This window comes from Actinocorallia sp. API 0066 (genome assembly GCF_020991275.1).
Classification (GTDB): Bacteria; Actinomycetota; Actinomycetes; order Streptosporangiales; family Streptosporangiaceae; genus Actinocorallia.
This window is the reverse complement of sequence record NZ_JAJLQY010000007.1, coordinates 387,210-407,505: the sequence shown is the minus strand read 5'-3', so window position 1 is coordinate 407,505 and position 20,296 is coordinate 387,210. Positions and strand designations below refer to the sequence as shown.

18 protein-coding genes are annotated in these 20,296 nt (G+C 72.7%); 17 read left to right on the top strand and 1 reads right to left on the bottom strand.

Features of this window, described 5'->3' with window-relative positions:
• The first annotated feature begins 93 nt into the window (after positions 1-93).
• From LO762_RS20320 to LO762_RS20290, 7 genes are all read left to right on the top strand, one after another.
• Complete coding sequence (locus LO762_RS20320) at positions 94-2,469, top strand: serine/threonine-protein kinase (protein ID WP_230617363.1); 2,376 nt, start codon at positions 94-96, stop codon at positions 2,467-2,469.
• A 594-nt stretch (positions 2,470-3,063) separates the two neighbouring features.
• Complete coding sequence (locus tag LO762_RS20315; RefSeq protein ID WP_230617361.1) at positions 3,064-4,227, top strand: esterase-like activity of phytase family protein; 1,164 nt, start codon at positions 3,064-3,066, stop codon at positions 4,225-4,227.
• Between the two features lie 250 nt (positions 4,228-4,477).
• Positions 4,478-5,539: an ABC transporter substrate-binding protein gene (locus LO762_RS20310; RefSeq protein WP_230617359.1), complete on the top strand. Its 1,062-nt coding sequence runs from the start codon at positions 4,478-4,480 to the stop codon at positions 5,537-5,539.
• A complete protein-coding gene (locus LO762_RS20305; protein ID WP_230617357.1) occupies positions 5,532-6,302 on the top strand; it encodes an ABC transporter ATP-binding protein in 771 nt (256 codons plus the stop codon). Before LO762_RS20310 ends, LO762_RS20305 begins: the two co-directional genes overlap by 8 nt.
• A complete protein-coding gene (locus tag LO762_RS20300) occupies positions 6,299-7,069 on the top strand; it encodes an ABC transporter permease (protein ID WP_230617355.1) in 771 nt (256 codons plus the stop codon). The genes LO762_RS20305 and LO762_RS20300 overlap by 4 nt, the downstream gene beginning before the upstream one ends.
• Positions 7,066-7,848 (top strand): ABC transporter permease, encoded by a 783-nt coding sequence (locus LO762_RS20295; RefSeq protein ID WP_230617353.1) that lies wholly within the window; start codon positions 7,066-7,068, stop codon positions 7,846-7,848. Before LO762_RS20300 ends, LO762_RS20295 begins: the two co-directional genes overlap by 4 nt.
• A gap of 32 nt (positions 7,849-7,880) precedes the next feature.
• Complete coding sequence (locus LO762_RS20290; protein WP_230617351.1) at positions 7,881-8,543, top strand: GrpB family protein; 663 nt, start codon at positions 7,881-7,883, stop codon at positions 8,541-8,543.
• 116 nt (positions 8,544-8,659) lie between these two features.
• Here the strand turns inward: LO762_RS20290 and LO762_RS20285 are convergent, their stop codons facing one another.
• Positions 8,660-10,087: a PucR family transcriptional regulator gene (locus LO762_RS20285; RefSeq protein ID WP_230617349.1), complete on the bottom strand. Its 1,428-nt coding sequence runs from the start codon at positions 10,085-10,087 to the stop codon at positions 8,660-8,662.
• Positions 10,088-10,191: 104 nt separating this feature from the next.
• Between LO762_RS20285 and uraD the strand changes: the two genes are divergently transcribed.
• The 10 genes from uraD (at position 10,192) to alc (ending at position 20,291) form a co-directional block, all read left to right on the top strand.
• On the top strand, positions 10,192-10,689 hold the full coding sequence (gene uraD, locus LO762_RS20280) for a 2-oxo-4-hydroxy-4-carboxy-5-ureidoimidazoline decarboxylase (protein ID WP_230617347.1): 498 nt from the start codon (positions 10,192-10,194) through the stop codon (positions 10,687-10,689).
• Complete coding sequence (uraH, locus tag LO762_RS20275; RefSeq protein WP_230617344.1) at positions 10,686-10,982, top strand: hydroxyisourate hydrolase; 297 nt, start codon at positions 10,686-10,688, stop codon at positions 10,980-10,982. Before uraD ends, uraH begins: the two co-directional genes overlap by 4 nt.
• Positions 10,983-11,843, top strand: a complete 861-nt coding sequence (gene pucL / locus LO762_RS20270) for a factor-independent urate hydroxylase (RefSeq protein WP_230617343.1) — start codon at positions 10,983-10,985, stop codon at positions 11,841-11,843. It begins immediately after the preceding gene.
• Positions 11,831-12,679: a xanthine dehydrogenase family protein subunit M gene (locus LO762_RS20265; protein ID WP_230617340.1), complete on the top strand. Its 849-nt coding sequence runs from the start codon at positions 11,831-11,833 to the stop codon at positions 12,677-12,679. The genes pucL and LO762_RS20265 overlap by 13 nt, the downstream gene beginning before the upstream one ends.
• Positions 12,670-13,146 (top strand): (2Fe-2S)-binding protein, encoded by a 477-nt coding sequence (locus LO762_RS20260; protein ID WP_230617338.1) that lies wholly within the window; start codon positions 12,670-12,672, stop codon positions 13,144-13,146. The genes LO762_RS20265 and LO762_RS20260 overlap by 10 nt, the downstream gene beginning before the upstream one ends.
• Positions 13,143-14,492, top strand: a complete 1,350-nt coding sequence (locus LO762_RS20255; RefSeq protein ID WP_230617336.1) for an 8-oxoguanine deaminase — start codon at positions 13,143-13,145, stop codon at positions 14,490-14,492. Before LO762_RS20260 ends, LO762_RS20255 begins: the two co-directional genes overlap by 4 nt.
• A gap of 127 nt (positions 14,493-14,619) precedes the next feature.
• Positions 14,620-16,878: a xanthine dehydrogenase subunit D gene (pucD, locus tag LO762_RS20250; protein WP_230617334.1), complete on the top strand. Its 2,259-nt coding sequence runs from the start codon at positions 14,620-14,622 to the stop codon at positions 16,876-16,878.
• Positions 16,875-18,011 carry an aldolase gene (locus tag LO762_RS20245; protein ID WP_230617332.1) on the top strand — a complete coding sequence of 379 codons (1,137 nt, stop codon included), beginning with the start codon at positions 16,875-16,877 and terminating at the stop codon, positions 18,009-18,011. The genes pucD and LO762_RS20245 overlap by 4 nt, the downstream gene beginning before the upstream one ends.
• Positions 18,008-19,324 (top strand): allantoinase AllB, encoded by a 1,317-nt coding sequence (gene allB / locus LO762_RS20240; RefSeq protein ID WP_230617330.1) that lies wholly within the window; start codon positions 18,008-18,010, stop codon positions 19,322-19,324. Before LO762_RS20245 ends, allB begins: the two co-directional genes overlap by 4 nt.
• Positions 19,314-20,291, top strand: coding sequence for an allantoicase (gene alc / locus LO762_RS20235; RefSeq protein WP_230617329.1), 978 nt, complete (start codon positions 19,314-19,316; stop codon positions 20,289-20,291). Before allB ends, alc begins: the two co-directional genes overlap by 11 nt.
• Positions 20,292-20,296 lie beyond the last annotated feature (5 nt).

Genomic DNA, 20,296 nt, shown 5'->3' with positions numbered 1-20,296 from the left:
CCGGGAACGGCTTGACCCGGGGCCGGACCCGCCTGTCGAATGTCGCCCGAAACCCGCGCGGCTGCGGGTACCGGGGAAAAACGGGAGTCCGACATGAGCGCTGGGTGGCGCCTCGACGGATACGACGAACAGGGCGAACTCGGCTCGGGACAGCAGGGCCGCGTCGTCCTCGCCCGGCGCGCGACGTCAGGCGACCTCGTCGCCATCAAGTACATGGAAGCCGGGGCCGAACTCCCCGAGGACTCGGAGGAACGCACCCTCCTGCTGCACGAGGCCCGCATGCTCGTGTCGGTCCGCGACGACCACGTCGCGCAGCTCTACGACGTCGTCGAGGACCCCCAGGGCGTCGCGCTGGTCATGGAGGCCGTGGACGGCGTCGCCCTCAAGGTGATCCTCTCCGAGTACGGCGCCCTCGCGCCCGAAGCCGCTCTCGTCGTCCTGCGCGGCTCCCTGCTGGGTCTGGAGGCCGCCCACGCGGCCGGGGTCGTCCACCGGGACTACAAGCCGGCGAACGTCCTCGTCAGGGAAGACGGCGTCAGCAAACTCATCGACTTCGGCATCGCCGCACCGGCCGGAAGACAGTCGATGGCGGGCACCCCCGCTTACATGGCACCCGAACAGTGGACGGGTGAGGCGGCCCTCCCCGCGACGGACGTGTACGCCGCCACCATCACGTTCTTCGAATGCGTGACGGGCGTGCGGCCCTTCCGCGCCGCGCACCGGCTCGCGCTGAGCGCACAGCACCTCACCGCGCCCCCGCCCCTGCACGAACTGCCCGAACCGCTACGGCCCCTCGTGGCGCGCGGCCTCGCCAAGACGGCCGGGGAACGCCCGCCGAGCGCCGCCGCGTTCCTCGCCGAACTTGAGGCCGCCGCGCTCGGCGCGTACGGCGAGGACTGGCGGCGGCGCGGCGCCCTCCTCCTCGGCGGGGCCGCCGCCACCCTCGCCGGACTGTTCCCGCTCGCCGTCACCGGCCTCGCGGGCGGCGCCGCCACGACCGCCCTGTTCTCCGGCGGAGGCGGCGGCACCGCCGTAGGTACGAGCGCCGTCAGCGCGCTCGGCACCGGCGCGCGCGGCGCCGTCAAGGCCCTCATCGGCGGCGGCGCCAAGGCGGTCGCGGGCGTCAGCTTCGTCGCCGTCGCCGCTGCGACCACCGCCGTCATCGTCCTCACCCAGGGCACCTCCCCCGCCCCCGCCGCCCAGGCCCCGGACGACACGGTCACCGTCCTCCCCGCCGCCCCGGGAGCCCCCACCGCCCCAACTAACCCAGAGAACCCGAAGACCCCGGACAACCCGACAAGTCCCAACACCCCAGACAACCCCGCATCCCCCGCTCCAGGCGGCCCCGCAGGCCCGGCGAACCCCGGCGGCCCCGCGAATCCGGAGGATCCGGGCGCCCCTGCGGCTCCAGGAGATCCCGCCGGTCCGGGCGGTCCCGCGGCCCCCGGCGAGCCGGGCGGCCCCGGAGCACCGCCCGCGCTCCCCGGCCCTCCCGCGCCCCCTGGCCCGGATGCGGGCCCTGGTCCGGGTCCGGGCCCCGGCGTTCCGCCCGGCGGCGGACCGGGCGCTCCTGGGCCCGACGCGGGCGGCCCTCCCGTGGACCCGGGTCCCGGAGTTCCCCCGGTCGACCCCGGCCCAGCGGATCCGCCCGTGGACCCCGGACCGGGAGACCCACCGGTGGAGCCCGGCGCCGGAGACCCGCCGGTCGACCCCGGTCCGGAAGACCCGCCCGTGGATCCGGGGCCGGGCGGGGAGGGCCCCGGCGACCCGGACGCGGAGCCGGTGGCCTGCGCGGTGGAGAAGCTCCCGGCGTACGCGTTCGACGCCGTGGAGGTCGGCGAGGCGGCGACGCACACCGTCACGTTCCCCTGGCGCGACTGCTACGGAGGCACCCGGACGGCCCCCGCCATCACGCTGCGGGACGCCTCCCCGGCGTTCACCCTGACCGGGGCCACCTGCACCGAGACCACCTGCGCCGTGCTCGTGAGGTTCGCGCCGAAGAGCCTCACCAAGCACACCGCGACCCTCGTGGTGGCCTCCGAAGACGGCGAGGACGCCCTCACCCTCGCCCTCTCCGGCGAGGCGGCCTTCACCTGCGCCCCCTACACCCGCTCCGTCAACATCGGCGAGCACGCGCGCGGAAGCGGCCCCCACACCGTCGCCGTCGCCTACCCGTGGCTCCCCTGCGACGACGAATCCGCCCTCACCATCGAAGGCGACCCCGCCTTCACCGCCGCCCTGGGCCCCTGCCCGACCACCGCCCCCACCCCGACCTGCGTCATCCACGTCACCTTCACCGCCACCCCCGACACCCCCCTGGGCCCGCACACCGCCACCCTCGTCATCCCCGACGACACCGGCCGCCTCACCACCGTCCGCATCACCCTCACCGCCACCGTGACCACCCCGACCAAACCCACCGCCGAACCCCTCTCCCCGCCCGAACTCAACCAAACCATCCCCGCATAGAACCGAACCAATCCGAGCACAAAGCCGCCCACCCCACGGACACACCTCACCAAGCCACAGCACGGCGATAAAACAGAGCAATATGCGCGCTTCACGAAGCCACGGCGCGAAACGTGAAGACCTCCCGCGAATGCGCGTCGTGAGGTCGGCGGCGCGAAGACGAGGTTTGGACGCGTCGCCGGGATCGCCCGGCAGAACGCACATTCCAAAACGAGCGCACACAGGAACTCGGCGCGAGCGCAAGAACGTCCTGCGAACGCACAGTGCGATTCGCAGAGAGAAGCTGGAGTTCGGACGCGTCGCGAAGATGGCTCGACCGGAACACGTCGCGACGCGCACATGAGCTCGGTGCGGGCGTGCGGACGTCTTGCGGCCGCGCGTGGTGGTGCCGTAGGGCGGAGACGGAACTCGGGTGCGCTCGGGAACGGCGCGGCGGGGCCGGAGGGGAGGGCGGTTCGGGGACGTGCGGGGGTTTGGGGCGTGGTGTGGGGGTGGGCGCGGGGGGTGTTCGGGGGGTGGCGGTGTGTCTTTGGGGTCGGGTGGGTGGGGCGCGGCCATCATGCGTGGGGTCGGTTACCAGAGCACGGGGGTTGTATGAAACGGGGAGTCAGGGCTGTTGTGGCGGTGGCGGCGGCGCTGGGGGGCGTCGCCGTGCCGCAGGCGGGGGCGGTGGCGGCGGAGCCGCGGCTGGCGGCGGCGCCGAAGCGGGTGGAGATCGTCCGGGAGCTCGGCGAGTTCGTCATCCCGCACCGGCTGGAGTTCGGCGGCACCGTCGTCGGCGGCATCTCGGGGATCGACCGCGACCCGGTGACGGGCCGCTGGTACCTCATCTCGGACGACAGGGGCCGCTACGGCTCCGCCCGGTTCTACACCGCCCGGCTGTCGTTCGATCCCCGCAGCGGCGCGTTCAGGGGCGTCACGCTGACGTCGGCGCGCACGTTCCACCGGCCGGACGGCTCGGCGTACCCCGAGTACGGACGGCCCTGGTCGGTCGATCCCGAATCGATCCGGTTCGACCCGTGGTCGCGTCGCCTGCTGTGGGCGAGCGAGGGCGACCGTCCAGACAAGGCCAATCCCGGCATTCCGGTCTCGCCGGTCGCGCTGCGCTGGGCGGACACCCAGGGCACCGAGGTCGGGAAGATCCCGCTGCCCAGGACGCTCAGGATGACGAACACCGAGTCGGGCCCGCGCCGCAACTTCGGCATCGAGGGTGTGACGACGACGAAGAAGCACGTCGTCGCCGCGCTGGAGGGCCCGCGGTACGAGGACGGCGAGCCGCCGACCGTCGAGCACGGCGCGCCGGTCCGGATCACCGTGTTCGGCCGCAGGACGGGCCGTCCGGCCGCCCAGTTCGTCTACCCGCTGGACCGGCTGCCGCAGGCGCCGAACCCGGCGGACGGCCTGTCCGACACGGGGATCTCGGAGCTGCTCGCGGTGTCGGCGACCCGGTTCCTCGCGCTGGAGCGGACGTGGCTTGAGGGGGTCGGCTACCGGGCGCGGATCTACGAGTTCGACATCACCCGCGCGACGAACGTGCTGAGCCGGGACACGCTCACCGCGCCGTACCGTCCGGTCCGCAAGCGGCTCGTGCACGAGTTCACGGGCACCGTGGAGAACTTCGAGGCGCTCGCGTGGGGGCCGAAGCTGGCGACGGGCGAGTGCAGCCTTGTCGCGGCCTCCGATGACAACTTCTACGCGCCCGAAAGGTCGGTCTTCCAGGCGTTGGCGGTGAAGGGCTGCCCCCGCAGGCTCGATTAGAAAGCGCGTCCCCTCCACGACGCCCGGCGGCACCACTGCCGCCGGGCGTTTTGTCGTGTTCGACCGGCGATAAACCCCGGGTTCTCGGCGAATCACACGAACAAGAGCCTATATAGGGTCATATCCTTGGATCTCCCGACAAGCGGTGAAGTCCGCGTAACAAGCGTGAATCACGGTGTGACCTCTGGCGCAACAGCGCCTCCTTAACGTCGCCTCGAAGTAGCCCAACCCCCTGATCGGAGCCACTCCTGTGACGTACGACCTCGACCGCCGGACGCTGCTGCGCGGCGGCCTGTTCGCCACCGGCCTCCTCGCTGCCGCGCCGCTGCTCGCCGCCTGCGGCGACGACGAGCCGTCGACCGAGGCCACCGGCGCGGCCGGCGCGATCGGCGCCGGCAGCCTGCGCCTGTCCTGGGTGAAGAACGTGGAGTTCGCCGGCGCCTACATCGCCGACACCAACGGCTACTACAAGGAGGAGGGCTTCACCAGCTTCGAGCTCATCGGCGGCGGACCGACCGCGACCCCGGCCGAGACCGACGTCGTCACCGGCAAGGCGCTCATCGGCATCAGCGCCCCCGACACCGCAGCCGCGGCGATCCTCAAGGGCGCCCCGATCAAGGTGATCGGCGCCGAGTTCCAGAAGAACCCGTTCTGCATCCTGTCGATGGCCGACAACCCGATCAAGACGGTCGCGGACCTCAAGGGCAAGAAGATCGGCGTCCAGGCGACGAACGAGGCGATCTGGGCGGCGTTCCTCAAGGCCAACAACATCGACCCGGCCAGCCTGGAGAAGGTGCCCGTCCAGTTCGACCCGATGCCGCTCACCACCGGCACCGTCGACGGCTGGATGTCGTTCATCACCAACGAGCCCAACGCGCTGCGCCTCAAGGGCTTCGAGGTCGAGACGATGATGTTCGCCGACAACAACTACCCGCTCGTCAGCGAGGTCTACGTCGTCAAGACCGAGACGATCGAGAAGCGGCGCGCCACCCTCAAGGCGTTCATCCGCGCGCAGGCCAAGGGGTGGAAGGAGAACCTGAAGAACCCCGAGATCGGCGCGAAGCTCGCCGTCGAGAAGTACGGCAAGGACCTCGGCCTGGAGCTGGAGGAGCAGATCCTCGAGTCCAAGGACGGGAACAAGCTGATCCTCACCCCCGACACCGAGAAGAACGGCCTGTTCACGGTCACGCCGGAGCTGATCCAGCAGAACATCGAGACGCTGAAGTTCGCCGGGCTGGAGATCACCGCCGAGCGGCTCTTCGACCTGTCCATCGTCGAAGAGGTCTACAAGGAAGACCCCTCTCTTGTCTGACGGCATCAGCCTCAACGGCCTCGTGAAGGAGTTCAAGCTGGGCCGCAGGTCCGTCACCGCCCTCACCGGCGTGGACCTGCGGACCCCGCAGGGCTCCTTCCTGTCTCTCCTCGGCCCCTCCGGCTGCGGCAAGTCGACGGTCCTGCGCATCCTCGCGGGGCTGGAGAAGCCGACGGCCGGGGAGGCCCTCCTCCACGGCGAGGCCCCTTCGGTCGCGCGTAGCAGCCACCACCTGGGCATCGCCTTCCAGGACTCGGCGCTGCTGCCGTGGCGCTCGGTGACGGCCAACATCCGACTGCCCCTGGAGGTCGCCGGGATCAGGCCGGGCAAGAACCAGGTGAGCGACCTCATCAAGCTCGTCGGCCTGGAGGGCTTCGAGAAGGCGCGGCCGGCGCAGCTGTCGGGCGGTATGCGCCAGCGCGTCGCCATAGCGCGCGCGCTAGTCGTCGAGCCGAAGGTGCTGCTTCTGGACGAGCCCTTCGGCGCGCTCGACGACATGACGAGGCAGCGGCTCAACATGGAGCTCCAGCGGATCTGGAGCGAGCGGGCCGTCACGACGCTGCTGGTCACGCACAGCATCTCCGAGGCGGTGTTCCTCAGCGACGTCGTCGCCGTGATGAGCCCGCGGCCCGGCACCGTCGTCGCGGAGGTGCCGATCGAGCTGCCGCGGCCCCGCACGCCCGACGTGATGCGGACCCCTGAGTTCCACGCCTACCAGGACAAGCTTTCGGAGCTGCTGTTCGGCCCCGGGACGCAGGAGTGAGCGCCGTCGACGGGCGGCGCTTCGCCGTGCCCAAGTGGGTGGCGGGCCTGGGCGGCCTCGCGGGCCTCCTGCTGGCGTGGCAGGCCGCTTCCCTGCTCGTCCCCGGAGACGCCGTCCCCACGCCGCTGGCGACGTTCCGTACCCTGATCGAGGACGGATGGGGCTTCTACTGGCCGCATCTGGAGGGCACCGGGTGGGAGGCCCTGCGCGGCTTCGTGTGGGGCAACCTCATCGCCTTCGGCCTGGCGCTGCTGGTGATCCTCGTGCCTCAGACCGAGCGCGTCATCACCCAGATCGGCGTCGCCTCCTACTGCCTGCCCATCATCGCCGTAGGGCCGATCCTCACGATCGTGCTGGAAGGCGACTCGCCGATGGTCGCGATGGCGGCGCTCCAGGTGCTGTTCACCACGCTCATCGGGGTCCTGGCCGGGCTGCGCGCCGCCGACCCCGCGAGCCTCGACCTCGTGCGCGCCTACGGCGGCGGCCGGTGGAAGCAGCTCGTCAAGGTACGGCTCATCGCCGCGCTGCCCTCCAGCTTCGCCGCGCTGAAGATCGCGGCGCCGTCCGCGGTGCTCGGCGCCATCATCGGCGAGTTCCTCGGCCGCGTCGACACCGGCCTCGGGCTGGCCATGGTCGTCGCGCAGACCCAGCTCGCCACCGAGCGGACCTGGGGCGTCGCGATCGTCGCGGGGGCCCTGGCGGGCTTCGGTTACGCGGTCGTCGCGCTCGTCGCCCGGTTCGCCATGCCCTGGGAGCGTGCGTCGTGATCGTGAAGAGAACAGCGGGGACGCTGCTGTCCATCGGCGTCTCCCTCGTGCTCGTGGTGGTCGCCTGGCTGGCGTTCATCGAGTACTTCGACATGAACCCGATGGTGGTACGCGGGCCGTCTGACGTGTGGGCGTACCTGTTCACAGCGGAGACCGCCGCTGACAACCGGGCGCTCGTGTGGGGCGACCTGACGATCACCCTCGTCGACGCGGGGTTCGGGCTCGTGGCGGGGCTCGTCGCGGCCGCCGTCATCGCCATGGCGTTCGTGCTCTCGACCGCGGCCGAGCAGGCTTTTATGCCGGTCGCGATGATCATGCGCTCGGTGCCGCTCGTCGCGATGACGCCGGTGCTCACCCTCGTCTTCGGCAGGGAGCTGCTCGCGACGACCATCATCGTCGGGATCGTCGTGTTCTTCCCGGCCCTAGTGAACATCGTGCTCGGGCTGCGCTCGGCGTCGCCGCAGGCCGTGGACCTCGTCGCCGCTTACGGCGGCTCCACGTGGACCGCCCTGCGCAAGGTGCTCATCCCCTCGGCCCTACCCGCGTTCTTCACGTCCGCGAGGATCTCCGCGCCGGGCGCCATCATCGGGGCGATGCTGGCGGAGTGGCTCGCCACCGGCAAGGGCATCGGGTACCGGATGCTGCAGGACGTGAGCACGTTCGAATCCGACAACCTGTGGACGTGCGTCGTGGTCATCACGCTCGCGTCGCTGGTGATCTACTCGCTGATCAGCGTGGTCGAGAACATCGTGCTCGCCCGTTTCGGCAGGACCGCCTGACCCCGCGGGGTGCGGCGCGTCACACTGGTGCCATGACCGGCACCCCTCCCGCGCAGCCGTCCCCCGCCCCCTCGCCCCCGGCCGCCGCGCCCGGCCCGCCCGGTGCGGCGGGCGGGCCGACCGGGCTGCGGCACGGCACCGTCCAGGTCGTGCCCAGCGACCCGCGCTGGCCGCTCGCCTACGCGCGGCTGGCCGCCGATCTCGCGCCCGCGCTGGGCGGGCTGGCCACGGCCGTCGAGCACGTCGGCTCTACGTCGGTGCCGGGGCTGCCCGCCAAGCCGATCATCGACATCGCGGTGCTGCTCGCGCCGGGCGCCGACGCGCGGCTCCTGCACGCCGCCGTAGGGCCGCTCGGGTACGCCTTCCAGGGCGACACGGGCGACAAGGGCGGCCTCCTGTACGTGCTGGAGGACGCCGCGCTGCCCGACCACGCCGTCGCCCACCTGCACGGCATCAACGCGGGCGACCCGCAGTGGGACCGCTACCTCACCCTACGCGACCTGCTGCGCGCCGACCCCTCCGCCCGCGACAAGTACGCCGCCCTGAAGCGCGTCCTGGCCGTCCGCTACCGCAACGACCGGCCGGGCTACACCGAAGCCAAGTCCGACTTCATCATCCGTCTCCTCACCACCGCCGCCGAGCGGGCCGAGCGCGAGGTCAGCGGTTCGGTGACCGAACCCGCCGCCAAACCCTGAACGACTTTGACGACCCGTGCCCCAAGCTCCAGCAAGAGCGACCACCCAGGGGTCGCTCCCGAAGGGCGAACGGACCGGTGCCACGGCCGGATCGGAGGCGGCCACCCCGCGCAGGGTCAGCGCCGGAGACGCAGCGCCAGGTGGAAGTCGACACGGTCGGCGAACTGGTCGAGGTCGCGGCCGGTCAGGTCGGAGATCCGCCGGATGCGGTACCGCAACGTGTTCACATGGACGTGCATGACGCTCGCGCAGCGGGTCCAGGAGCCGTCGCAGGCGAGAAACGCCTCAAGGGTCCGGACGAGCTCGGAGCCGTTGCGCGAGTCATAGGCGACCAGGGGCTCCAGAAGCCGGTCGGCGAAAGCACGACGTGTCACAGCGGGCACCCCGGCGAGCAGGAGGTCGTGTGACGCGAGCTCGTCGCAGGCCACCACCCGGGAGCGCCCCGGACGGTCGAGCGCGTAGGCGTGCGCGTGCCGCGCCTCCGTCAGGGCGCCCGCCAGCGCGCGCGGGGTCGGCGCGGTACGGCTCACCCCCACGGTGATCCTGGTGGCCGCCGACATCCGGTGGGCGTCCTCGCGCAAGGCGGCGAGCAGCCCAGGACGGTCGGGCACCACCGCGACGGCCGTGTCCTCGAGTTCGGCGACGGCGCCGTCCGTCACCTCCTCCAGCAGCGCCCCGGCCGGGCCGGCGGCGAGCGAGGCGACGAGCACGACGTGCGGGGCGTCCGGGTCGAGGCCGCACGCCCGCAGCGCGGCCGCGCAGGGCTCCTCGGCGTCGAGCGAGCCGACGAGCTGGGCGGCGAGGCGCCGTTCGACCTGCCGGGCGCTCTCCACCCGGGCGAGGTCGAGGGCGGCGAGCGAGACCAGCTCGTCCATGCCCTCGGGCGAAAGGCTGGCGACGAACCTGCCCCCTACTCGCGGCACTCCGGCGAGGCCCTCGATCCGGTACAGCCTTCCGTCGATCGAAGCGGCCGCAGGCAGGCTCTCCGCTGTCAGGAACGCCGACGCGAGACGCGGCGCCTCCGGAAGCCGTCCGCCCGCCAGGATCCGGCCGGACGAGCCGATCGTCCATCCCCCGACCGCGGGCCACACCTCGCTGAGCCGCGCGCCGGAGGTGAGCGCCGCGATGAGGCCGCGGTGGCGGCTGCGCGCGGCGAGCGCGGCGGCCTCCCGCTCGGCCCACAGCACGGTGGCCATCCGCTCGGTGATCTCCCGGAACGACACGTCGGCGGGCACCGCGAACAGCGGCAGCGCGTGTCTGCGGCACGCCTCGACGAGGTCGTCGGGGATGGTGCCCAGCAGGCCCTCACCGGCCCCCAGGGCGGCGATCCCGGCCCGCGCGAGGTTCTCCACGAAGACCTCGGAGTCGGCGGGCTCACGGCGCCACATGAGGCCCGTCAGGACCATCTCGCCGCCGACGAGGTAGCGCCCGGGGTCCAGCAGGTCGGTGGTGAAGCTGGACCGCAGGGGCCTGTCGAGTTCACGCTCGCCGATGAGGACGGGGAGGCGGCGTCCCGGCTGGTCGAGCACGTCCTTCAGCTGCACGGGGCCCTCCTTGTAGCGGTCTCCAAAGAAGCTAGCCGCCCCGTGTTTCATCTTCGGTGCTTCGCACGTTTCGCGGGTGCTACCCGGGGAGATTGACTCAAGTCATGACGATGGCGGCGTTCCACGGGTTGCCGGCCTCCGAGGCCGAAGCGGCGCTTCTGGCCTGCTGCGCCGTGCCGCGCTGGGCCCGCGAGGTGACGGCCGGACGGCCGTATCCGGACGTCTCGGCCCTCCAGGAGGGGGCGATCGGCCTCCTCGACGCCCTGTCCTGGGAGGAGGTCCTGGAAGCCCTGGATGCCCATCCCCGGATCGGGGAGCGCGCGGCGGGGGCGTCCACGGAGGCCGCATGGTCGCGGCAGGAGCAGTCCGCCGCGGCCGACCCGGAGGAGGACGTCAAGCGGGCCCTGGTGGCGGCGAACGTCGCTTACGAGGAGCGGTTCGGCCACGTCTTCCTGATCTGCGCGACGGGCCGCTCGGCCGAGGAGATCCTCAAGGCCGCCCGCGCGCGCCTGGCCAACCCGCCGGACGCCGAACGCCGCGCCGTGCGCCGCGAACTCGCCGCCATCGTGCGGCTCCGCCTGGAGAAGCTGGTGGCCCCATGAGCCTTTCGACACACGTCCTGGACACCACGCTGGGACGTCCCGCGCAGGGCGTCCCGGTGGCGCTCGACCGCCTCGGCCCCGACGGCTGGGCCCGCGTCGCCGAGGGGGTGACGGACGCCGACGGCCGGATCAAGGGCTGGCACGCCGACGAGGGCCGGCACCGCCTCGTCTTCGAGGTCCCCCGGTCGTTCTTCCCCGAGGTCACCGTCGTCTTCGACGCCGACGGCGAGAACCACCTGCACATCCCCCTGCTCCTCAGCACCTACGGCTACACCACGTACAGGGGTTCCTGAATGAAGTTCACTCTGGGTTCCAACGGTTACGGCAAGGCCGAGTGCCGGCTTGTGCGGGTCGAGCGGGATTCCGCGCGGCACGTGCTCACCGACCTCAACGTGAGCACCCGCCTTTCGGGCGACCTGGCGGCCACGCACCTGACGGGCGACAACTCCGGGGTGCTGCCCACGGACTCGCAGAAGAACACCGTCTACGCGTTCGCCCGCGAGTTCGGCATCGGCGCGATCGAGACGTTCGGCATCGCGCTCGCCAGCCACTTCGTGGGCGAGAACGAGCAGATCCACCGGGCCCGCGTGACGATCGACGCCTACTCCTGGGACCGCGTGGGCGACCACTCGTTCGCCAAGACCAGCGGCGAGGTGCGGACGGCCGTAGCCACCGTCACGGAGGACGGGGCGTGGATCACGGGCGGCCTGCGCGGCCTCACCCTGATGAACACCACGGACTCGGAGTTCCACGGCTTCCCCCGCGACCGCTTCACCACGCTGCGGGAGACGTCCGAGAGGATCCTCGCCACCGACGTCGCCGCCCGGTGGCGCTTCGGCACGCTCGACGTGGACTGGGGCCCCGCCTACGCGGCCATCCGCGAGTCGCTGATCTCGGCGTTCGTGGAGACCTACAGCCTGTCCCTCCAGCAGACGCTCTACGCGATGGGCGCGCGGGTGCTGGAGAAGGTGCCCGAGGTGGCCGAGGTGCGGCTCGCGCTGCCGAACAAACACCACTTCCTCGTTGATCTCACCCCGTTCGGGATGGACAACCCCGACGAGGTGTACTTCGCGGCGGACCGCCCGTACGGGCTGATCGAGGGCACCGTGCTCCGCGACGACGCGCCTGCGGAGGGCTGGGCGTGGAGTTCCTGAGCCCGCCGACGTGGGCGGACGCCCTCGCCGCCAAGGCCGCCCGGCCGGACGCGGTGCCCCTGGCCGGGGGCACCGACGTCATGGTCGAGCTGAACTTCCGGCGCCGGGCGCCCGCCGCGCTCCTCGACCTCACCCGCGTGCCCGAGCTGCGGGCGTGGCGCGAGGAGGACGGGCTCCTGCGGATCGGCGCGGGCGTCAGCTACGCCCGGATCATGGCCGAGCTGGGCGGGCGGCTGCCCGGCCTGGCCCGCGCCGCGCGGACGGTCGGCTCGCCGCAGATCCGCAACCGGGGCACGCTGGGCGGCAACCTCGGCTCGGCCTCCCCCGCAGGCGACGGCCACCCTCCGCTCCTCGCCACGGGCGCCCTGGTGGAGCTCGCCTCGACGCGGGGCGTGCGCCGCGTCCCTGTGGCCGAGTTCTTCACCGGGCCGAAGCAGAGCGTCCTGAGCGACGACGAACTCATCGCCGCCGTCCTGGTGCCGCCCGCGCCGGGCCCGCAGCAGTTCGCCAAGATCGGCACCCGGAACGCGATGGTGATCGCGGTGGCCTCCTTCGCGCTCGAACTGCGGCCGGAGGGCTCCGTAGGTACGGGGATCGGCTCTGCCGGGCCCACCCCGCTGCGCGCCCCGGAGGCGGAGGCGTTCGCGGCGGCGGAGCTGCCCTGGGCGTCGCGGGGGCGGCTCGATCCGGCCGTCGCCGAGCGGTTCGGAGAGCTGGTCGCGGCGGCCGCCTCCCCTATCGACGACGTGCGCGGCACCGCCGCCTACCGGCGGCGTACCTTGGGCGTCCTGGCGCGACGCACCCTCACCTGGGCCTGGAGCGAGCTATGCGCGTGATCTGCACGGTCAACGGAGTCGAGCGCAGCGCCGACGACGTGTGGGAGGGCGAGAGCCTCCTGTACGTGCTGCGCGAGCGGATGGGGCTGCCCGGCAGCAAGAACGCCTGCGAGCAGGGCGAGTGCGGCTCCTGCACGGTCTACCTGGACGGGGTCGCGGTGTGCGCGTGCCTCGTCGCGGCCGGGCAGGCGGCGGGGCGCGACGTCGTCACCGTGGAGGGCCTGGCGGACGGCGAGGAGCTGCACCCCGTCCAGCGGGCCTTCCTGGACGCGGGGGCGGTGCAGTGCGGGTTCTGCACGCCGGGCCTCGTGGTGGCCGTGCACGACCTGCTGGAGCGGGAGGCGGCCCCGAGCGACCCGGAGATCCGCGAGGCCCTGGCGGGCAACCTGTGCCGCTGCACGGGCTACGAGAAGATCCTCGACGCGGTACGGCTCGCCGCCGCGCGGGCGCGGGAGGAGACGCCGTGAACGTCCTCATCGAAGGCGCGGCGATAGCAACCGTCGATCCCTCCGGCACCGAGTACACGAACGGGCACGTCCTCATCGAGGACGGCGTCATCACGTCGGTGGGAGCGGGGCCGTCGCCCAGGAGGCCCGGCCTTGTGCTGGACGGGCGGGGCTGCCTCGCCACGCCGGGCCTCGTGAACACCCACCACCACCTGTACCAGTGGGCGACGCGCGGGCTCGCCCAGGACGCGATCCTCTTCGACTGGCTGAAGGCCCTCTACCCGACGTGGGGAAGGCTGGACGCGGAGGTGGTGCACGCCGCCTCGGCCGCTGGCCTCGCGACACTCGCCCTGTCCGGCTGCACCACGAGCACCGACCACCACTACGTCTACCCGCGCGACGGCGGCGACGTGTTCGCCGCGCAGGTGGAGGCGGCCCGGCGGATCGGCCTCCGCTTCCACCCTTGTCGCGGTTCGATGGACCTCGGCGTCTCCCAGGGCGGGCTTCCGCCTGACAACGTCGTGGAGACGACCGAAGCGGCCCTCGCCGCCACGGCCGACGCGATCGACGCCTACCACGATCCGTCCCCGGCGTCCCTGCTCCGGGTCGCCGTAGCGCCCTGTTCGCCCTTCTCCGTCACCGAGGACCTCATGCGGGAGGCCGCCGTCCTCGCCCGCGCCAAGGGGGTGCGGCTGCACACGCACCTCGCCGAGACGGTCGAGGAGGAGGCGTTCTGCCGGGAGCGGTTCGGCTGCACGCCGGTGGAGTACGCCGAGCGGCTCGGCTGGACCGGGCCCGACGTGTGGCTCGCGCACACCGTCCACCTGGACGCCAAGTCCGTCGCGACGCTGGGCGAGACCGGCACCGGCGTCGCGCACTGCCCGAGCTCCAACGGGAGGCTCGGCGCGGGCATCGCGCCCGTCCGGGCGCTGCTGGACGCGGGCGCCCCGGTCGGCGTCGGCGTCGACGGCGCGGCCTCGCAGGAGGCGGGCCGCCTTGCTCCCGAGCTGCGTCAGGCGCTCTACTACGCGCGTCTGGAAGGCGGCCCGGCCGCTCTGACGGCCCGCGAGGCGCTCCGCCTCGGCACGATGGGCGGCGCCCGCTGCCTGGGCCGGGAGGCCGAGATCGGCTCCCTGGAGCCCGGCAAGCTCGGCGACGTCGCCCTCTGGCGCCTGGACACCCTCGCCCACGCGGGCATCGCCGACCCGGTCGCCGCCCTCGTGCTGGGCGCCGAGCCGCCCCTGGCGGCCCTCCTGGTCGGCGGCACACCCGTGGTCCGCGACGGCGCCCTCTGCGGCGCCGACGAGGCGGCTCTGGCCCGCGCCCTCACCCGCGAGTCCGCCCGCCTGAACGGCGGCGCACCATGACGCCGTCGACCGTGCCGGGCCGCCGGGAATCCTCCGGGCCGCGCGGAGCCCGTCGCGGCGGTCCGGGTCGTGAACCCGGGCCGGCGCAAGCCGACGACGTGCGGGGCGGGATGTGAAGGAGGCAGGGGTGAAGGCGCATCTGGGGTTGGCGGCCGGGGTCGGCGCGGGGGTGGGCGCGAGTCCGCAGCGGCCGGACGGGCGGCTGAAGGTGACGGGCGAGTTCGCGTTCTCGTCCGACCTGTGGGCCGAGCAGATGGTCTGGGGCGCGACGCTGCGCAGCCCGCATCCACGGGCCCGGATCGTCTCGGTGAACCTCGGCCCCGCGCTCGCCATCGCCGGGGTAAGGGCGGTGCTCACCCACGAGGACGTGCCTGGCCGCAAGCGTTACGGCCTGGAGCACGCGGATCAGCCTGTGCTCGCCTTCGACGAGGTCCGCTATCAGGGCGAGGCCATCGCGATCGTGGCGGCCGACCATCCTGAGACGGCGGCGCGCGCGGCGGAGGCGATCGAGGTCGTCTACGAGGTGCTGGATCCCGTCACCGACCCTGAGGCTGCCGTCCTGGCGGACTCTCCTCGGGTGCACGCGGAGCGGCCCAACCTCCTGCGGCACGTCCCGATCCGCCGTGGCGCGCCGGACGTCTCCGCGCCCGTCGTCGTCTCCGGCGTGTACGACGTGGGGATGCAGGACCAGGCGTTCCTGGGGCCCGAGTCGGGGCTCGCGGTGCCCGCCGACGACGGCGGCGTCGACCTGTACGTCGCGACGCAGTGGCTGCACGTGGACCGCGACCAGGTGGCCGAGAGCCTCGGCCTGCCGCCCGAGAAGGTGCGGTTCACGCTGGCCGGGGTCGGCGGCGCGTTCGGCGGGCGCGAGGACCTCTCCATGCAGATCCACGCGTGCCTCCTGGCGCTGCGCACGGGCCGTCCGGTGAAGATGGTCTACGGCCGCGAGGAGTCGTTCTTCGGGCACGTGCACAGGCATCCGGCCCGGCTCTGGTACGAGCACGGCGCGGACGAGGACGGCCGCCTCGTCTACGTGAAGGCGCGCATCCTGCTCGACGGCGGCGCCTACGCCTCGTCGTCTCCCGCCGTCGCCGCCAACGCGGCCACCCTGGGCATCGGCCCCTACGACGTGCCCAACGTGACGATGGACGCGGAGGTCGTCTACTCCAACAACCCTCCGTGCGGCGCCATGCGCGGGTTCGGGGCGGTACAGGCGTGCTTCGCCTACGAGTCGCAGATGGACAGGCTCGCGGAGGCCGTCGGGCTGGACCCGGTGGAGGTCCGTGTCCGCAACGCGTTGAAGGTCGGCGATCTGATGCCCACAGGGCAGGTCGTGGAGGGCGCGGCACCCGTGGAGCAGTTGCTACGGCTCGTCCAGCGGCGTCCGGCGCCGGGGCCTGCCGACCTCCTGCCCGGCGGGACGGCCAACACCACGCGCGGCGAGGGCGTCGTGCGCGGGGTCGGCTACGGGATCGGCATCAAGAACGTCGGGTTCTCCGAGGGCTTCGACGACTACTCCACCGCGCGCGTAAGGCTGGAGCTGGTAGGCGGACGTCCGGCCGTGCTCGTGCACACAGCGGCGGCAGAGGTAGGGCAGGGGCTCGTCACCGTGCTCGCGCAGATCGCCCGCACCGAGTTGGCGGTGGCGCAGGTGACGATCGCGCCCGCCGACACCTCCGTCGGCTCGGCCGGGTCGTCCTCGGCGTCCCGGCAGACGTACGTGACGGGCGGCGCCACCAAGGCGGCCTGTGAGGCCGTCCGGGAGAGGCTGCTGGCCCGTCTCGGCAGGCCGGGGCTGCGGCTGGAAGACGAGCAGGTGGTGGACGACGACGGGCGGCCGGTCGCGTCGATCGCGGACGTGCTCGGCGGCGAGGCCGTCGAGGAGACCGTCGAGTGGCGGCACAAGCCGACCCACCCGCTGGACCCCGTGACGGGCCAGGGCGACGCGCACGTCCAGTACGCGTTCGCCGCGCACCGCGCCACCGTCGACGTGGACGTGGAACTCGGCCTGGTCCGGGTCGTGGAGATCGCCACCGCCCAGGACGTCGGCAAGGCGGTCAACCCGCGCGCGGTGGAAGGCCAGATCCAGGGCGGCACCGCGCAGGGGTTGGGCCTCGCGCTGCTGGAGGAGATCCAGGTCGTGGACGGGCGGGTGCGCAACCCCTCGTTCACGGACTACCTGCTTCCCACGATCATGGACATGCCGCCGATGGCGCTGGACATCCTGGAGCTGGCCGATCCCGACGCCCCCTACGGGCTGCGCGGGGTGGGCGAGCCGCCCACGATCTCCTCGACCCCGGCGGTGGTCGCCGCCATCCGGGCGGCGACGGGGGCGGCGCTCACCCGGGTGCCGGTCCGTCCTGAGCACATCACGGGAACCGCATGACACACACGATCCACGACGAACTGGACGCGCGGCTGGCCAAGGCCGACGCCGAACTCGCCGCGCGCTATCCGGGCGAGCGCCCCGGACGGCAGCCCGTCCACACCGTCTACGTCCCGGCCGACCGCGTCACCGACGACCTGCCCGTCGTCTGGGGCGCGGCGGCCCTGGCGGCGCTGGACGAGCACGGCCTCCCGTACCCGGAGGAGCTCGACGCACCAGTCAGGGCCAAGCTCGCGGCCGAGCCGATCGAGGACCTGCGGCTGGACTTCGAGGACGGCTACGGCCGCCGCGACGACGCCCAGGAGGACGCGCACGCGCGGGCCGCCGCCCGGTTCCTCGCCGCCCGCCCGACGCCGTTCTCGGGCATCCGGATCAAGTGCCTGGAGGCCGACGTCCGGCGCAGGGCCGTGCGGACGCTCCAGATCGTCCTGGACGGCCTCGGCGCGGTTCCCGAGGGGTTTGTGGTCACCCTGCCCAAGGTCACGTCCGTGGCGCAGGTGGAGGCGATGGCGGCGGTGTGCGCGGCGCTGGAGCCCGCGCCGGGCGCGCTGCGGTTCGAGATCCAGATCGAGACGCCGCAGTCGATCCTGGGCCCGGACGGCACGGCGCTCGTCGCGCCGATGATCCACGCGGCCGACGGCCGCTGCACCGGCCTGCACTACGGCACCTACGACTACTCGGCGTCCTGCGGGATCGCCGCCGCCTACCAGGCGATGGACCACCCCGTGGCCGACCATGCCAAGGCCGTCATGCAGGCGGCGGCCGCCGGGACGGGCGTAAGGCTGAGCGACGGCTCGACGAACGTCCTCCCGGTCGGGGAGGGCACCCGGGAGGCGTGGGCGCTGCACTCCCGGCTCGTCCGGCGCTCCCTGGAGCGCGGCTTCTACCAGGGCTGGGATCTGCATCCAGCGCAGTTGCCCACGCGGTTCGCCGCGAACTTCGCCTTCTACCGGGAGGGCGCGTCCTCGGCCATCGCCCGTCTGACGGCCTATCTGAACCGGACCGAGAGCACCCACCTGGACGAGCCCGCCACCGCCCGCGCCCTCGCCGCCTACCTGCGGCGCGGCCTGCACTGCGGCGCCCTCACCGAGACGGACCTGCCCTTCGCCGCGAGCACCCTGGAGGCGCTGTGACATCCCCCGCCGAGCCGCTGCGGGCGGTGCGCGCCCGTCGCGTGTACCTCCCGGACGGCGAGCGGCCCGCCACCGTCGTCGTCTCGGACGGCCGGGTGGCGGCGATCCTGCCTTACGACGACGCGCCCGAGGGCGTCACGGACCTCGCGGACGATCTCGTCCTCCTGCCCGGCCTTGTGGACACGCACGTGCACGTCAATGAGCCGGGCCGCACCCAGTGGGAGGGCTTCGCCACCGCGACCCGCGCGGCGGCGGCGGGCGGCGTGACGACCATTGTCGACATGCCCCTGAACTCGCTTCCGCCGACCGTGGACGCCGCGGCCCTGGCCGTCAAGAAGAAGGCGGCCGAAGGGCAGTGCCACGTCGACGTCGGGTTCTGGGGCGGCGCGATCCCGGGCAACGCAGGCGGCCTCCCCGCCCTGCACGCGGCGGGCGTGTTCGGCTTCAAGAGCTTCCTCATCGACTCGGGTGTCCCGGAGTTCCCTCCGCTGGACCCGGCGGGCCTGGAGGCGGCGATGCGGAGGGTGGACGCCCTGTTCATCGTGCACGCCGAGGACCCGGCCCTGGTCAGCGAGGCCGAGCCGGAGTTCCCCGGCTTTGTCGCGTCGCGGCCTCCGGAGGCGGAGGCGCGGGCCGTGGCGACGGTCATCGAAGCCGCCCGTAGGACGGGGGCACGCGCCCACATCCTGCATCTGGCGGCGGCCGACGCCCTGCCTCTGCTCCGGCAGGCGCAGGCCGAAGGGATAAGAATCACAGCGGAGACCTGCCCGCACTATCTGACCTTGCGGGCGGAGGACGTGCCCGCCCTGGCGACGGAGTACAAGTGCTGCCCTCCGATCCGGGAGGGCGCGCACCAGGACGCGCTCTGGGAGGCCCTGCTGACAGGGGTCATCACCTGCGTCGTCTCGGATCACTCGCCCTGTACGCCCGACCTCAAGGAGGGCGACTTCGCGACGGCGTGGGGCGGGATCGCCTCGGTCCAGCTCGGCCTGTCCGCCATATGGACAGAAGCCAGCAAACGCGGCATTTCACTCAACAATCTCGTTGAATGGATGAGCCGGGCGCCCGCCGATCTTGTGGGACTGTCCGCGAAGGGAAGGATCGCCGTGGGGGCGGACGCGGATCTCGTCGCGTTCGCGCCCGAGGAGGAGTTCACCGTGGACGCGGGGACGCTCTTCCACCGCAATCCCGTCACGCCGTACCACGGCAGGACCCTACGCGGCGTCGTCCACACGACGTGGCTGCGCGGCGTGCCTACCGGCGGGGCTCCCGCCGGGAGGTTCCTGCACCGAGAGGAGAGCGTTGTTCACTGAACTCCTGGACCTGGCGTCACGGGCCATGGGCGGCACCGTGGTGTCCGCCAACGACGAGTTCTTCGCCGACCGCGAGAACCTCATCAACCCACACCGCCCGACCTTCACCCTGGCCTCGTTCGGACACAAGGGGCAGATCTACGACGGCTGGGAGACCAGGCGCCGCCGCGAGCCGGGCCACGACCACGCGATCGTGCGCCTCGGCGTGCCCGGCGTGCTGCGCAACATCATCATCGACACCGCCTTCTTCACCGGGAACTACCCGACCGAGGCGTCGGTGGACGGCTGCTTCCTGCCCGACTACCCGGCGCCCGAGGAACTGGAGAAGGCCGTCTGGTTCCCTCTCATCCCGCGCTCGGAGCTCGAAGGCGACACCGAGAACTCCTTCCCGGTGCCGTCCGGGCGGCTCGTCACACACGTCCGGCTGAACATCTACCCCGACGGCGGCGTCGCCCGGCTGCGGGTGCACGGCACGCCCGTCGTGGACCCCGCGCTCGTCCCCGACGTGTTCGACCTGGCGGCCGCCGAGTACGGAGCCACCGTCACGGACTGCTCAGACCGTTTCTACGGCTCTCCCAGCCAGCTCCTGCTCCCCGGGCTGGCCTCGACCATGGGCGAGGGCTGGGAGACCAAACGGCGGCGCGACGACGGCAACGACTGGGTCGAGGTCAAGCTCGCCGCGCCCGGCCTGCCGCAGCTGATCGAGCTGGACACGTCGCACTTCAAGGGCAACTGCCCGGCCACCGCGAAGGTAAGCGCGCTGGACGGGCCGGTGCTCCTCGGGCCCGTCAGGCTGCAGCCCGACACCCGGCACCGCTTCCGCGTCACCGCCGAGCGACCCGTGGACGCGGTGCGCCTGGACATCCACCCGGACGGCGGCATGGCCCGCTTCCGGCTGTACGGCACGCTCCCCCCGCAGACCCGCGCGGACCTCGCCGCGCGCTGGACGGCCCTGCAAGAGGGCTGACGGGA

Excerpts from the sequence above, each read along its gene's own strand:
- LO762_RS20320 (WP_230617363.1), top strand. The coding sequence starts at position 94 with ATGAGCGCTGGGTGGCGCCTCGACGGATACGACGAACAGGGCGAACTC.
- LO762_RS20290 (WP_230617351.1), top strand. The coding sequence starts at position 7,881 with ATGACCGGCACCCCTCCCGCGCAGCCGTCCCCCGCCCCCTCGCCCCCG.
- LO762_RS20260 (WP_230617338.1), top strand. The coding sequence starts at position 12,670 with ATGCGCGTGATCTGCACGGTCAACGGAGTCGAGCGCAGCGCCGACGAC.
- LO762_RS20315 (WP_230617361.1), top strand. The coding sequence starts at position 3,064 with ATGAAACGGGGAGTCAGGGCTGTTGTGGCGGTGGCGGCGGCGCTGGGG.
- uraD (WP_230617347.1), top strand. The coding sequence starts at position 10,192 with ATGACGATGGCGGCGTTCCACGGGTTGCCGGCCTCCGAGGCCGAAGCG.
- LO762_RS20245 (WP_230617332.1), top strand. The coding sequence starts at position 16,875 with ATGACACACACGATCCACGACGAACTGGACGCGCGGCTGGCCAAGGCC.
- uraH (WP_230617344.1), top strand. The coding sequence starts at position 10,686 with ATGAGCCTTTCGACACACGTCCTGGACACCACGCTGGGACGTCCCGCG.
- pucL (WP_230617343.1), top strand. The coding sequence starts at position 10,983 with ATGAAGTTCACTCTGGGTTCCAACGGTTACGGCAAGGCCGAGTGCCGG.